The organism is Aminobacter sp. MDW-2, assembly GCF_014250155.1.
In the GTDB taxonomy this organism is placed as follows: Bacteria; Pseudomonadota; Alphaproteobacteria; order Rhizobiales; family Rhizobiaceae; genus Aminobacter; species Aminobacter ciceronei.
The window spans coordinates 1,429,371-1,443,038 of sequence record NZ_CP060197.1; the positions used below are offsets into that span (position 1 = coordinate 1,429,371).

General features: G+C 56.0%; 10 protein-coding genes. 7 read left to right on the forward strand and 3 right to left on the reverse strand.

Going from position 1 to position 13,668, the window contains the following annotated elements; translation table 11 throughout:
* Positions 1–368: 368 nt before the first annotated feature.
* The 4 genes from H5P29_RS32490 (at position 369) to terL (ending at position 4,393) form a co-directional block, all read left to right on the forward strand.
* Positions 369–461 (forward strand): hypothetical protein, encoded by a 93-nt coding sequence (locus H5P29_RS32490; protein WP_246787027.1) that lies wholly within the window; start codon positions 369–371, stop codon positions 459–461.
* A 323-nt stretch (positions 462–784) separates the two neighbouring features.
* Positions 785–2,314, forward strand: coding sequence for a DNA methyltransferase (locus H5P29_RS06960; RefSeq protein ID WP_185910283.1), 1,530 nt, complete (start codon positions 785–787; stop codon positions 2,312–2,314).
* Positions 2,311–2,892 carry a DUF5681 domain-containing protein gene (locus H5P29_RS06965; RefSeq protein WP_210328472.1) on the forward strand — a complete coding sequence of 194 codons (582 nt, stop codon included), beginning with the start codon at positions 2,311–2,313 and terminating at the stop codon, positions 2,890–2,892. The genes H5P29_RS06960 and H5P29_RS06965 overlap by 4 nt, the downstream gene beginning before the upstream one ends.
* 4 nt (positions 2,893–2,896) lie before the next feature.
* On the forward strand, positions 2,897–4,393 hold the full coding sequence (terL, locus tag H5P29_RS06970) for a phage terminase large subunit (protein ID WP_185910285.1): 1,497 nt from the start codon (positions 2,897–2,899) through the stop codon (positions 4,391–4,393).
* Between the two features lie 27 nt (positions 4,394–4,420).
* Here the strand turns inward: terL and H5P29_RS06975 are convergent, their stop codons facing one another.
* Positions 4,421–4,777: a helix-turn-helix domain-containing protein gene (locus H5P29_RS06975; RefSeq protein WP_185910286.1), complete on the reverse strand. Its 357-nt coding sequence runs from the start codon at positions 4,775–4,777 to the stop codon at positions 4,421–4,423.
* A gap of 147 nt (positions 4,778–4,924) precedes the next feature.
* Here H5P29_RS06975 and H5P29_RS06980 point away from each other — a divergent pair, with 147 nt between their 5' ends.
* The 3 genes from H5P29_RS06980 to H5P29_RS06990 all read left to right on the forward strand — a co-directional run bounded on the left by H5P29_RS06980 (position 4,925) and on the right by H5P29_RS06990 (position 8,267).
* A complete protein-coding gene (locus H5P29_RS06980; RefSeq protein WP_185910287.1) occupies positions 4,925–5,950 on the forward strand; it encodes a hypothetical protein in 1,026 nt (341 codons plus the stop codon).
* 310 nt (positions 5,951–6,260) lie between these two features.
* A complete protein-coding gene (locus H5P29_RS06985; RefSeq protein WP_281406763.1) occupies positions 6,261–6,998 on the forward strand; it encodes a thermonuclease family protein in 738 nt (245 codons plus the stop codon).
* Positions 6,999–7,052: 54 nt separating this feature from the next.
* Positions 7,053–8,267 carry a trypsin-like peptidase domain-containing protein gene (locus H5P29_RS06990; RefSeq protein ID WP_185910288.1) on the forward strand — a complete coding sequence of 405 codons (1,215 nt, stop codon included), beginning with the start codon at positions 7,053–7,055 and terminating at the stop codon, positions 8,265–8,267.
* 201 nt (positions 8,268–8,468) lie between these two features.
* On the opposite strand, the gene H5P29_RS06995 is transcribed toward H5P29_RS06990, so the two are convergent.
* Both H5P29_RS06995 and H5P29_RS07000 read right to left on the reverse strand, forming a co-directional pair.
* Complete coding sequence (locus tag H5P29_RS06995; protein ID WP_154386235.1) at positions 8,469–10,250, reverse strand: phospholipase D-like domain-containing protein; 1,782 nt, start codon at positions 10,248–10,250, stop codon at positions 8,469–8,471.
* Entirely contained in the window at positions 10,234–13,662 is a 3,429-nt protein-coding gene (locus H5P29_RS07000) for an AAA domain-containing protein (RefSeq protein ID WP_185910289.1), read from the reverse strand. Before H5P29_RS07000 ends, H5P29_RS06995 begins: the two co-directional genes overlap by 17 nt.
* Between the last annotated feature and the right edge of the window lie 6 nt (positions 13,663–13,668).

The window sequence follows — 13,668 nt, forward strand, 5'->3', positions numbered from 1 at the left end:
ACCACGACCTCTGTCGGGCTCGCCGATGGTTTTCAGTGTCGGGTAGCGGCGCCTGCCTATTCAAGGCCGACAATCCTCTACTGCCTGACCGATACCTGTGGGCCGGCCGTCCGTCATCAACGAGTGATACGGCGAATGGGAGGGCTGGAATAAGGTCAGCGTACGGCTACCTAAGAAGGCGCGGATAGAAAAAGACCATCGGCGAGGTGGTGTTCCGCGGCAACATCGTCATGAAGGCCCGACCGACTGAACCAAGACGGATGTGGTGTTGAAGAAGCACAGGCTGGTCAAGGGAACAACGCCTGATCAACTGATCAAGGCGACTGGCTGGCAGGCACCATTCGGTGCGCGGCTTCCTCTCTGGGACTGTGAAGAAGAAGCTCGGCCTCAAACTCACCAGCAAGACCGGCAAAGACCGAGTACGACGCTACCGTATCGATGACGCTGCCGCGATCGGCTGATCGTCATGCGAACAAACAGCAAGCTGGAACTCAGGAAACTCGACACGTGTTTCTGTTTTTCGTAACATTAGTGATACTCAAATCACTATATTCTTATCCTGTGCTTGCACCCCCTCACCAATTTCTTGTCACGGCGCGGGCCGTTGTGAAGCATGCGAAAAAATACTTGTCTCCATGCTTGTTCTCTGAGACCCGAATCAGCAACATTTAGCTGTCCCGCTGAGGGATGGCCCAAACCTGTAGTGCGGACGGGCAGGCCTTTCGAAAATTTCAATCTTGCTGATCTCGCCGGATCTCTCCGGCGGAACGAGGAGGTCTTTGTCATGTCAAACAAACAAGGTGCAGGTAGCTTTGACGATGCTCGGGCCAGATCCAATCATCCCGAGGTCGAGATGATTGCGATCGACCGGTTGATCGAGCCCAAGCGAGCTTTGCGCAAAATAACTGAGCGCCATGTTGAAGCGGTTGCCCGATCCATCGGACAGTTCGGTTTTATCGGGGCGATCATCGTCGACGCAGACCTTACGGTGATCACGGGCCTGGCCCGGCTCGAAGCGGCGCGGCGGCTCGGATTTTCGGAACTGCCAGTCATCCGGATTGATCATCTGACTCAGGCTCAGATCAGGGCTTACCGCATTGCCGATAACAAACTCGCCGAAGGCGTTGCGTGGGACGAGAGTGCACTTCGTTTTGAGTTCGAAGACATCCTGGTGCTCGACACCACCTTCGAGCTTGAGCTGACCGGGTTTTCGACAGGAGAGCTCGATGTTGTGCTTGATGCCGGGGATGGCAGTGATCCGGCCGATCAATTGGATGTTGTTCCCGCTGATGTTGCAGTGTCTCGGCTCGGCGATGTCTGGCAGGTCGGACAACACCGTCTGATCTGTGGAGACGCCAAGCTACAGGCAACCTATGCCGCCTTGTTGCGTGGGGAGACGGCACGGCTTGTTGCTATCGATCCGCCCTACAATGTCGGGATCGCCAGCATCATGGGGCTCGGAGAGACCCGTTACCGGGAGTTTGCCGAAGCCTCGGGCGAGATGTCTCCTGAGCAGTTTGAGCAGTTCCTCACATCGAGCTTGTCGGCAATGGCTGGGCACCTCGTGCCTGGCGGCCTGATCTATTCCTTCATGGACTGGAAACACATCGAAACCCTGCTCGCGGCGGGACGCGGGCTTGATTACGAACTGCTCAACCTCGCTGTCTGGAACAAGATGAAGGGTGGCATGGGAAGCCTGTACCGCTCCGCCCATGAACTCTGCGCCGTGTTCAAAAAACCCGGCGCTTCCCATCTCAACAACATCGAGCTTGGACGTCATGGCCGCAACCGGACCAATGTCTGGGATATACCTGGGTTCAACAGCTTTGGCCGAGAACGCAACAAACGCCTTGCCGATCATCCCACCGTCAAGCCGGTCGACCTGATCGCCGACATCATTAAGGATGCCTCGCGACGTGGCGACATCGTCATTGACGGCTTTTGTGGCTCCGGCACCATGCTGATCGCCGCAGAAAAGACGGGTCGGGTTGCGCGCTGTGTCGAACTCGATCCGCTTTATGTCGATGTCGCTCTACGGCGCTTTGAAGAGCGTTTCGGCATCGAGGCGGTTCACGCTGAGACAGGCCTTGGCTTCCATGCGATGAGCGAGATGCGTCGCGCCGAAAGTTCTGGCCAGACAGACGGCACCGACACCTTTGATACGTGCCCTCTCAACGACGGTTCTTTGGTCATGCCGGCCTCTGCACAGCAAGTTGGCTTGGGGCAATCCAACCCTCCCGTACCGCGGCGCCGGCGTGTTCCGACCTGGCTCATGGAGCCGGGCGTCGTTGCCAGCAAGGGAGGTCGGGTATGAGCGGGCCCTCGCGAAGCGACCCCACGGGCAATCCTGTCCGATCATCTCATGATGCAGCAGCGCCGCGGCGCCGTCGGCCGCCGCCGTCGCAGGCTGCAGCTCCCAGTCCTTATGGTAAGGCTCCGCCCAGCACGCCGAATGCCCCATCGCAATCGGTGCGCATCGGCAACAGCGCCAGCAAGCCTTATGATGTCGGCTATGGCAAACCGCCAAAGGCGACGCAATTCAAACCGGGAAAAAGCGGCAACCCGAAAGGTCGGCCGAAAGAAATCCTGTCGCTCAAGACTATCCTTCAGCGAGAGCTGAAGCAGTTGATTGAGATCCGTGACGGCGATGGCACCCGCAGGATCACCAAGCGAGAGGCCCTGATCAAGTCGTTGATGGTGAAAGCCATCAAGGGCGACCTCAACACCGTAAAGGCGCTGATCGTGATTGCGGGCGAGGATGCCGAGCCTGAACACAATCCAGTTCATGAGCAGGCTCTTTCACCCGCTGACCAAGCCCAACTCCGGCATCTTCTCGGTGACACTGCACTGGATATGTCGATCGGTCCTCAAAGCAGAAAGCGAGAGGACTAACTCGATGAGTGGGGCTCAGCCAACTCTCATCGCCCTAGACAACCCGTCGCAGTTTCTCGCAGAGCTGCGGCGAAGGTCGCTTAGCGCCTTTGTGGGTAGTGTCTTCGGCGAACTCAACGGCGACGGCTATCAGCCCAATTGGCATATCGACGCGATCGCCTGGCATCTCGAGGAAGTCGAACGTGGTGCCTTAAAGCGGCTCATCATCACGCTTCCACCACGACACCTTAAGTCTTTTGCCGCTTCGATTGCCTTCCCCGCCTGGGTTCTGGGGCGAGACCCGACACGCAAGGTGATATCCATCTCCTACTCGCAGGACCTAACGAAGAGCCTTTCGAATGAGTTCAGGCGTGTTCTGGATCTCCCACTCTACGCCAGTCTTTTTCCAAAGACCCGGCTGAGCAAGACCAAGAACACCGAGATCGAGCAAAAGACCACGTCAGGCGGGTTTCGTTACGCCACCTCAGTTGACGGAACACTCACCGGACGAGGTGGCGACTTCATCATCATCGACGACCCGATCAAGGCGGGCTCGGTGATGTCGGACGCCGAACGAACCGCAGTCAACACCTGGTATCACAATTCAGTTGTGTCGCGCCTCGATAGCAAGAAGGATGGCGCGATCGTCATCGTCATGCAGCGCCTCCACGAAAACGATCTGGTCGGGCACCTGACCGAGCGCGACGACCATAGCTGGACAGTTCTGAACATCCCCGCGATTGCCACTGTCGATACCATCTACCGTACCGGCAATGGCCTCAACAACCGTACCTATCACCGCCGGGCTGGCGAACTGATCCAGCAGGATCGGGAGGGCCAAGACCATCTTGACGCCCTAAGACAAGACATCGGCACACATCAGTTCTCGGCACAATATCAGCAGGAGCCGATCCCGCTGACCGGCAATCTGATCCGACGTGACTGGTTAAGGAGCTACCGTACGCCGCCAAAACGAGAAGAGTTCGATCTGGTCGCGCAAAGCTGGGACACCGCTTCGAGCGCTGAGGAGCAAAACGATTTCTCCGTTTGCACAACCTGGGGCGTCAAGGGAAAGCAACTTTATCTACTCGACCTGTGTCGCAAGAAGCTTGAGTATCCCGATCTGCGCAAAGAGGCCTTACGACTTGCGCGTCAGTTTCGGCCCGGCATCATCCTGATCGAGCGCGCCGGAACAGGGTTCGCGCTCCTCAAGGATCTACCCTTAGTCTATCGGGACGCGTACCTCCCCAAGAGCACCCCTCGGGGCGACAAGGTCAGCCGCGTTGCCGGCGTATCCTCGCTCATTGAGCAAGGCAGGGTGCTCATCCCGGAAGTTGCCTTGTGGCGTGGCGAATTCCTGAAAGAGGTGTTGGCCTTCCCAGGTTCGCGACACGACGATCAGGTCGATAGCATGGAGCAATTCCTGCGTTTCATGCAGTCTCTCGGCAATCGTATTCTGAGGTTCGATCCGACGACTGGTCAGCGTATTCGCGAAAGGCGCGACGTTATCAATCGGCGCTGATAACGGTTATGGCGGCTCCGACCCCTTTCACGGGCGAGCGCTAGATGCTGCCGCTGATTTGCGAGCCAACGCTTCAAGCGTCGCCACAGCCACCTCGAGTTCTGGCTGGCCGAGTTTAGCCAGCAGTTCTCTGCCGACAACCACCAAATCCTGGCCGTTGGCCGAGCCCGTTGTACCGAGGTCGTTGAACAGCTCCGTCGTCGATACTTTAAAGGCAGTAGCCATCCTCTCCACCGTGGCCATTGATGGCCAGTTGAGCCCCCTCTCGATCATTGAGACAGCATCAAGACTGCGGCCGATTTCAGCAGCGAGGTCGTTTTGCGTCAGCCCACGCAGGTCGCGCAGCGTTTTGATCCGACGTCCGAGTGCCTGTTTGAGCTCCATGAGCCGTATCATGAATGCGGGCATTCGGAGTTTGAACCGATCTAACATACGGAATTGACTTGTAAATCGTATCGATAGTACGCCAATGTCCACTCCAATGATGCTTACGATCCGGTCAGACACCCGGACGCCATTGGAGAACGAATCATGGGTGCTTCCAACGACCTGACGGCATTGCTCGTCATCGTCTGGCTCTTCGGACTGATATTTGTCTTGGCGAGCCTGTTCAGGCCAGTGCCGCCGTTTCGATCGCGAACCCAGGCATTCTTCCTGGGACTGCCTGGCATCCTGATCGGGCCGTTTGTTATTGCAATCGCCTTGGGCTGGGCGCCTGCCCCTCGGGACCAAGGCGGCGCGACAGTAATTGCACCAGCACCAGAACCTCAATCAGCAAGTCGGCCGCCGGAAGATGCCGGGCCTTCGCCACGGGCAACCACCGATGTCGTTGCCACGACAACCACAGCTACGCCTGCTGGCCCATCAGCCCCTGAAATTGTCGGCCTTACCCACATCAACAAGGCGTTGGGCAAACGGGTGAGCTATCGGGAACCGAGAACCAAGGTCCTGGTCAAACAGGATGTCCCGGCGGGTGCCTGGTCGATCAAGGAGCTTTCGACCAACGTGATCTGCTTCGTCGACGGCAACAACGCGGTCTTCTTCACCATCGGCGAGCGCTTCATTGCCGCCAATAGCAAGGCCCGGCAGTTTGTTCGCCACAAGGCTGGCGACGGCATCGTGTTGGCAAATGACAAGGTGGCACCGGTCGAAGAACTCGAACGCGGGACACATATCAAGCTCGTCGACGCTGTGATTGACGCCGGCCTCGCCCTTTGCGGACAAAAATCGGTCGACGAGATCAGCAATGCGGTCAAAGAGGCGGCAGAGGTGCCGGCCGCAGCCTCTCAGCCGGTCGCATCTCTAGACAATGAAGTCCTGTTCAACGCTGCACTTGCGATCAGGGGAGCTGAGATTTGCGGCTACGACTTCAATGCGGCCTCTATGGTCGATTACCTGCAGGCGCACGACGTCGACCAGAAGGCGTTCACCGCCAAGGTCGAGCCATATCTGGTGATCGCCAATGGCATCCTAAGTGGTGGTGACAAGCGGTTCTGCAAGAAGGATTTCTTGCCGAAGTTCGGACCTGAGGGGTTTGGCTTTGTCTCAGAGCGATAGCTGGTAACGGCTTGATGTCGTGAGAATTTCCGACGTTGCCAGTGGCGAACACACCAGTCAGCCCAAGCAACCCCGAACATGAGACCGCAGGCTCTAAGCCCGAGAAAAGGGGAGGGTCGCTAAAATGCGGCGATCCGTCTGCACCAGATTGCAAAGACCAAAGGGTAGTTTTTCCAGGAAACAGGCGTTGGATATGAAGCGGTCGCTGCACTTCTCGTCACCTCGAACACCACTCCGAATGGTGGCCGCTCCGAAGCGACCGCGGTGGAACCTACCCCGTGCCCGATCAACAGCTACGGTGAGCCTACTGTTGCTGGCGTCGGCCGCGACAGGCTATTTCGGATTTGATCAGCGGCCGCCTACTCATCTCAAGACCCCAGTTCAGCCGCTTATCGGCCGAGCATCGGTTGTCGATGGTGACACCATCGAAATCCGTGGCGAACGCGTCCGTATCAACGGTATTGACGCACCGGAATCAGCCCAAATCTGTAAGGATGCAAAGGGCGCGAACTATCGGTGTGGCTCACTCGCAGCCGCAGCCCTTGCAGAGTATCTCGAACGATCCTCTCCGACCCATTGCGAATTCGTCGACCGTGATCGCTATGGCCGCTTTGTTGGCAATTGCCGCCGCGCTGATGGCAAGAACATTGCTGAATGGCTGGCCCGCAACGGCCACGCGCTTGACTGGCCGCGGTATAGCAATGGGACCTACGCATCTCATCAGAGCGCCGCCAAGAAAGAGCGCATTGGCGTCTGGTCGGGCTCATTCCAACCACCATGGGATTGGCGCGCCCAACAACGAGGCAAGACTGCTGAACCCGCGATTGTCCATGTACCAGAGGAGCCGGCCACAACGACGCCGCGCTATGGCCTGGTGTCGTCATCCTGTCGGATCAAGGGGAACATCGCAGCCGAGGGCGATCGCATCTATCACATGCCAGACCAGAAATTTTACGCGAAGACAAAGGTCACTGCCTCAAAAGGCGAGCGCTGGTTCTGTTCAGAAGTGGAAGCGCAGCAAGCTGGCTGGCGGCCGGCCCGCCAGTGACTTGAGCCAGTCGAGTGTCTGGTTATAGTGTCCTGGGCTGCTTGGGGGAATATCGTGCGCGAACTCGGTAATTGTGTCGGGCGGCTGTTTGTTGCCGCAACTTTGATTTGCGGACTTGCGACCCAAGCGACAGCGCAATCGGACGTGACGAGTTCAGGCACCGGGTTCTTGATAAACAGCGATGGCTGGCTCATCACCAATGCCCATGTGCTTGAAGGGTGCCAGCGTGCCACCATCCCTTCGCTTGGCGAAGCGACCGAATGGAAGATCGACAAACAGAACGATCTTGCGGCAGTGAAACTGGTCGGCGGCACCGGCAAGCCATTCCTTCACTTGCAGTCCTCACAGCCCCGCTTGGGCGAGGATATCGCCGCCTTTGGTTTTCCGCTCCATGGCGTGCTCTCCGATTCCATTAAGGTGACCACCGGCAATATCAACTCGCTGGTCGGAATCGACAACGACACGCGCTACATGCAAATTTCAGCGCCTCTTCAACCCGGCAATTCCGGCGGACCAGTGGTTGACCATAAGGGGGCAATCCTCGGGGTTGCCACTGCGGTGCTCGGTTCAAAGTTTGTCGGAGAGACCGGCATACTTCCGCAGAACGTCAACTTTGCCCTCCGGGTGAATGTTCTCGAGCTCTTCTTGCAAAGCAGAGATATCTCGTATCAGACGGCGGAAGCGGGCCAGTCGCCACTTTCCACCGCAGATCTGGCCGAGCGTGTCGCCCCGGCCGTCGTCCAGGTCCTGTGTCATGGCAGCGTGCAGGTAGCCTCGACGCAGCCAGTGCAATCACAGCAGGCGCCTGCGGCGACTCCACTCACACGCAGCTTTAATTATCTCGACAATCATGACGTCATCGGCTTCGACTACGCCACGTTACGCTCGGTGTCGCAAATGCAGTGCCAGAATGCCTGCGAGGCGGACCCCTCCTGCCGAGCGACGACCTACAACAAGAAGGCTCAGTTTTGCTTCTTGAAGAGCGACGCGCGCTTGCTCGTTCGCAACAACGACGCATTCGCCAATGTGGCTGAAGAGCTGAGCTCTCGGATTAAGATCTCGACCTTCACCGTCGCGGCCGGCAAGGACATGGCCGGTGGTGACTACAAGCAGCTACGCAATAGCGATTTCACAGGGTGTTACCTGGCTTGCGAGATTGATTATCAGTGCAAGGCTTTTGCCTATGTTCGCAAACAAAAGGCCTGCTGGCTGAAAAGTTCGCTTGGACACCTAACCAAGGCAGCGGGCGTGGATCTTGGTGTTCGTTAGGCTGAGTGACGGCTCTGGGGCCGTTTGCTGCCGGGCCGGTTTGGCCGGGGGATCAGTTAAAGCCGACCTCGTTTCGGTCGTACCTGGCTCCATTAAGGCTTCCCAAAACCAGCCTTTTGCGGAGCGATACGGCCGCTATCTCTGCATGATCGTCTCGGGCAGCGGCACGGAATTGACCCTCAAATGTCCTGGAGGATTCTTTCAGAAACCCCACTGCGATGACTCCAACCTATCGAAAAACATATCCGCCACGCGAGTCGACTCGACGAACACGCCAATCTCTCGAAACTTTTTTTCGCTTGGATCAACTGACAGCCAATTTAGACTTGTAACGGCAAGGGAATTAGAGTCCCAGCCTAAGACCTTTGCATGCAGTCGCGGTCTTTCAACTGCACGCAGTGTGAGTCCGGCGGCAGCATACTCGCGCGCGATCATTGCTGCATCCCTTCCCGTCAGAATTCCAGTTGTTCTGCCGTAGTACGCAGCTAGCTCCATCCCGCCAACTTTATCTTCTGTGGAAGCAGCCATAAGCGGATAGAGGGTCAACGCCTTACCCGCAACTCCCATTCGGTGGCTCGTGACGAATGCACGACGGGTGAAGTTGTTTCGCGCTTCAATCGGAATCTGGGCGTGGTCCCCTGTAAACAAAAGACGCAATGGTACTTTTCGCCCACTCGATTCGCCGACACTCTGAATCTTCCGACTCAGAACCGCCAGCTCTTGAGCGACATCGTTCCAAATTCCTTTCCTTCCGACCGACATCATGGATAGCGCGTTCACAAGCTCCGCAACCAGCGGCTTATCGCGCAATCGAACGGAGGCTTCGAAACTGTCGAATTTCGTGGCTAGCCAATTGCAAGAACCTACCACGGCGACCCAACCAAGTTTGCGGTCATTTGCAATGATAAATTTGGCGTGCGATCCGGTGGTGGAGTGGTGGAGGCGCACATAATCTTTAAATGGGCTCTCTGCTATCCAGCCGGCAAACTCTTTCAATGCCGCCTGACTTGTACTATCGGCACCTGATGGGTCGTCGCTCTGTCCAAAAAAAATGTCTATTCGCACCCGGTTCGAGGCAGCAGCAAGAATCGCTTGGACGCGCTGTCGCGCGTTCTCTGATACAAAAGTCGAATGGATGATCACCCTGTCTTGTGCGCGGGCTAACATCGTTTCAAAGATTTCCAAGTGTTCACGGTTATCCAGTATCAGGTCGGCGCTGTCGAATACGCCAGTTCGTGAACGCGATCCGGCCGAGGGGTCGGCCAAACCGGATATGACTGGCGCCGGTACGCGCTTACCACGCCGAGCTATCTCCTTTTCAGCGTCCGCGTAGGCCTCAGCAATGGTGTCTAGGAACTCAGTTGAAGCACTTTTCGGCATTCCCTCCGGAATCCCGTTTCGAAAAGTGACAAGCCCGAACGTCGGCACCAACCCAGAAGCGGAAGGGTACGAGCCGACTATTAATTCGTCTCCGCCTTCTAGCGTGCGGTAAATCTCACTGAGATTCTCGAGAACTCCTTTACGCTGAATCTCGTGGACATATTGGCCCGCATTGCTGGCCGGCAGGTCCTTCCTTGTCTTGATTGTAACCTCTCGCCAGCGGAAGACACAGCCGGTAAGGTCGTCGAGGTAGTAACTGATCCATCTGGCGTCTGGCACCAGAACCGCAGGTAGTGCTTCAAGCTTTGCATTCTTTTGACCTAGAGGTGTCGCAACAAACAGCATTTGCTTGCCGGAGACTCTCAACTCGACCCACCCTGCGCGCATAAGCCGGGTCAGAGCTTCGACAATCACCCGTCGCGGTAAGTTGGACTTTCGAGAGAGGTCATCTGTTGTGAAGCCGGTCCCGCAAATGGCCCGCAACATCAAGTGCTCGACGACGCTCCACCTGCGGCCTTTCTCGATTTTGAATTTTCGTACGCCACGCAAGAGGGGATATACGATGTGTATCGCCGGGCTTTCCGGGTCAGCTGAATTTTTCATGATCGACTATGCTGATCTCCGCTGCCTTGTCCGACGCTGATACTTGCCGATTAGTCCCTTCGTTGATAGCCGCCCTCAATCGGCGAAAAAAGTCGAGTGAAGGATCGGACCTGTTTCCGGCTGCGTTCAGGACGTGATCAATGAATCCTAGGCTACCTACGACTATTAATTTGTGCTTTGCCCGGCTGACCAAAACATTCATTCGGTTGCTTCGACCTACGAAGCCGAGCGCTTTTACCGGGTTCGTGTGTTCGTTGTTTCTGACCAGAGAGACAACCACACAATCGGCCTCTCTTCCTTGAAACGAATCGACAGTTCCAAAAAAGTCTCCGCCACGCTCGGGCCTGAAGGTCTTCTCCAGAGCTTCGATCTTCGATGCCCCAAGGGTCGATCTTAAGAGCTTCACTTGCTCCATATATGGCGACAGAATAGCTAGGGTCGGCTTTTTCGGCAGGCCTGCGGCGACTCTAAGCGATCCCAAAACTTTGGAACACACCTGGGCCTCAGAGCGGTTAACGCGAAAGGGCTTCTCCGAGTCGCCATAATCGGTCCCCGGCAAAGCTTTTCGGGAATATGGCAGATCAACAAACACAATTGGGCTATTCGGCGTGGCGGTAGAATCATCAAATACGATTGGAGGTGGGAATGAGAGGAACTCTATTTCCTTCTTCGCGAATGTTTTTAGATCGCCCTCGTAGAATGTTTCTGACACCACCCTTGCAATTGCGGGGTGCATTCGATGCTGTTCATTTAGTCTTCGTGCAATTCGTCTGCTTTGAGGTCGGCGCTCCAATCGAGCGTACTCTCGTTTGATGAAGGTCTCGAACATAGTCAGAAAGCTAAGAGCGTCCGAGCACGTTGAGCCGAGATCATCCAATGGACGATCCTCATCGTCGACAAACTCATCTATCGTGACGTCTTTTAGGTACCGCGCTAGCACCTTCTTCGAAGCTAGAATTCCACTATGAACGGCTGTTGAATCGGCCAGCAGATTTTTCATTCGATCGAGGTCGAATGGGGGCAGTTGGAGGTGATCTCCAATCATCAATCGGCGGTAAGACAGGAGTAGAGGTTGAATGAGGTCAGTCCCGGAAGCCTTTGCCGCCTCCTCGACGATTGTCCAATCAAAGAACCCCTTTTCTTCAATGAGCGTTTCCAGTGCGGGTGAGTTTGTCGTAGCCGCCACGATGTTGGCTGAGCGCAGGAGCAAACTCTCAAACGCTCTCCTATCAGTAGCAGCCACACTGCGGCTCGTACCTGAGGCGCTGGATGATGCGTCCGCCATTATTCGTATGCGTTGCGCCAAAGTGTCAGCGTCCCGTACAAGATCACTGTCAGCCAACGCCTTTAGCAGCGACGTAGCCTGGGTCGAAATCTCCAGAGGCCCACTGCTTTTCTCATCATCTGCCGCACGAGCCCGGACCATTACGGGGGCATTACCAGCCTTATAGAGGTCTGCGACCTCGTCCATGAGATGGTCGATCGCCGAATTGCTTTGTGCCGACAAGAGTATTCGGCTTGTCGGCTCATCGAGCAGTTTTCGCCGCACTAACTCGGTGACAAGATACGTTTTCCCTACACCGGGCGGTCCCTGCAACATAAAGAATGGGACTGTCGACACAATGTCTTCGAGTGCCAGCTTCTTTGATTCGTCGAGACTCGCGAAAGCCTCGTCCGTCTTGTCTAGTTTTTCCTGACTGTCAGTAATATTGTTTCGCTGGTCAACGAGGACCTGGAGAAGCTCACCATGGTTGGCGAGCACGCTTAAAGCCTTCTGTCGCCTTTTTAGCTGAGTTAGGTTTCCTGTGGTTTCAGCGGGCGTGAGATATCCCCTTCCCACAATATGGGGTGGAGAAGTCCCTTCTAGGGTGAATATGCCGTCCGTCTCGGTCGATGGCGCAGTTTCAACCCGCCACTTCGTCACATTTGCGCGTGTTCCAAAGGAACCGGAATCAAGTAAAGCCCACTCGATGCTCTGCTTGATATCCTCGTTCGGTACATCAGGCGCGAGAAGCTTTTGAAGGCGCACTGCAGGTGCATCAAGTTTTAGTGCATCCGCAAGGGCCTGACGATCGCTATCGGGCTCATCTGAGACCTCGATACGGTACCGATCGCCATAGGGCGCCTTCTCTGGGCGCGTCAAAACTCGGATGGGGTATATCAAGGTTGCGGCGTACGCCATCTCTAGTCGTAGCAGTAGAGACAAAGCTTGCAGCACACGCTGAGTCGGAGACTTTACTCTCGCATTCTTGTCACTAGCTGTAACCAGAGCGTCCCAAGCGAGCGCCCGACCGCGCAGTTTTGGGAACTCATTCTGAGCATCCTGCGCTCTCTTGAACGCGATCGATGACGCCTGAACAACTGTCGAAAATTGAATCGACATAGGCAAAGGAGGCTGGGGGTCCGCATCTTCGATTAAGCCAAACGCCCAACTTTCGGGGTCTGTCGATCCTCGGCGCTTCCATGGGCGCAGCCGATAATTCAGCCTATCGCCGCAGAGAAGAATGTTTATGTCCCCTCCGACTTCCTTGTTGTATCCGAGCACGAGCGGACTTAAGCCAATATCGTCGATCACGAATTGCATCTGTTCTGCAAATTCGTCGACATCTATGCTGTAGTCGAGCGCTTCTCGAATCCTTGTCGTTAATCGGCTCCTTTCGCCGAGGTCCATGGCGCAAAAGTACCGCGTCTCATCAGTTGCAAGCTCATCCCTCAGAGATGATGAAATGCCTGCGAGTTGGCGCTGGATTTCCTCAGAGTCGAGCCTGTCAACAGGTAGCAGGCCCATCATTGTCCGAAGAAGCCGAACCTCGGCGGCGGTTGTGTGCTCTACGACAGCCGAGGGAACGATTGTCATATCTGCTAGTCGCTGAAGCGGGATTTCGAGAACGTTTGCAAAGACAAAGGCTAGATCCGCCCAATCTGCTGCGAATGAAGAGGCAGGGCGTTGCCGTATCGCGGCGGGACTACCCCGCCTTTCACTATGCGCCGTCACCGCAATCCGCATAGACCATTCGAAACCAGTAAGGCGAAAATCCGGCGTCGACCGCAAGTTCGTTAAGACACACCATGGATCGATATTGCGATGAATTATCCCCTGTGAATGCAGTATTTCTAGGCCGCGAACAAGTCTTCCAAAATTGCTCCATAGCAGCGAGCGTGAATAAGGTTGTCGCGTCGTTTGCAATACAATAGAGGACGCGTTGTCGATAGCTGCTTGCAACGGTAGCGACTCACCTGCATCTAGGACTATGTAAAATTGCGCCTCGTCGAGACCATTTGCCACCATCCGCACTAGGAATTCATCCGCATTCGGTGCAGCAGCTAACCGCTGCAATTGTCGTATTTCGCTCCGCCAAATCTCCTCAAGATCAGAGTCGTCAACGCCCTTCTCTCGGGGCCAGTATTTCAACAGTAT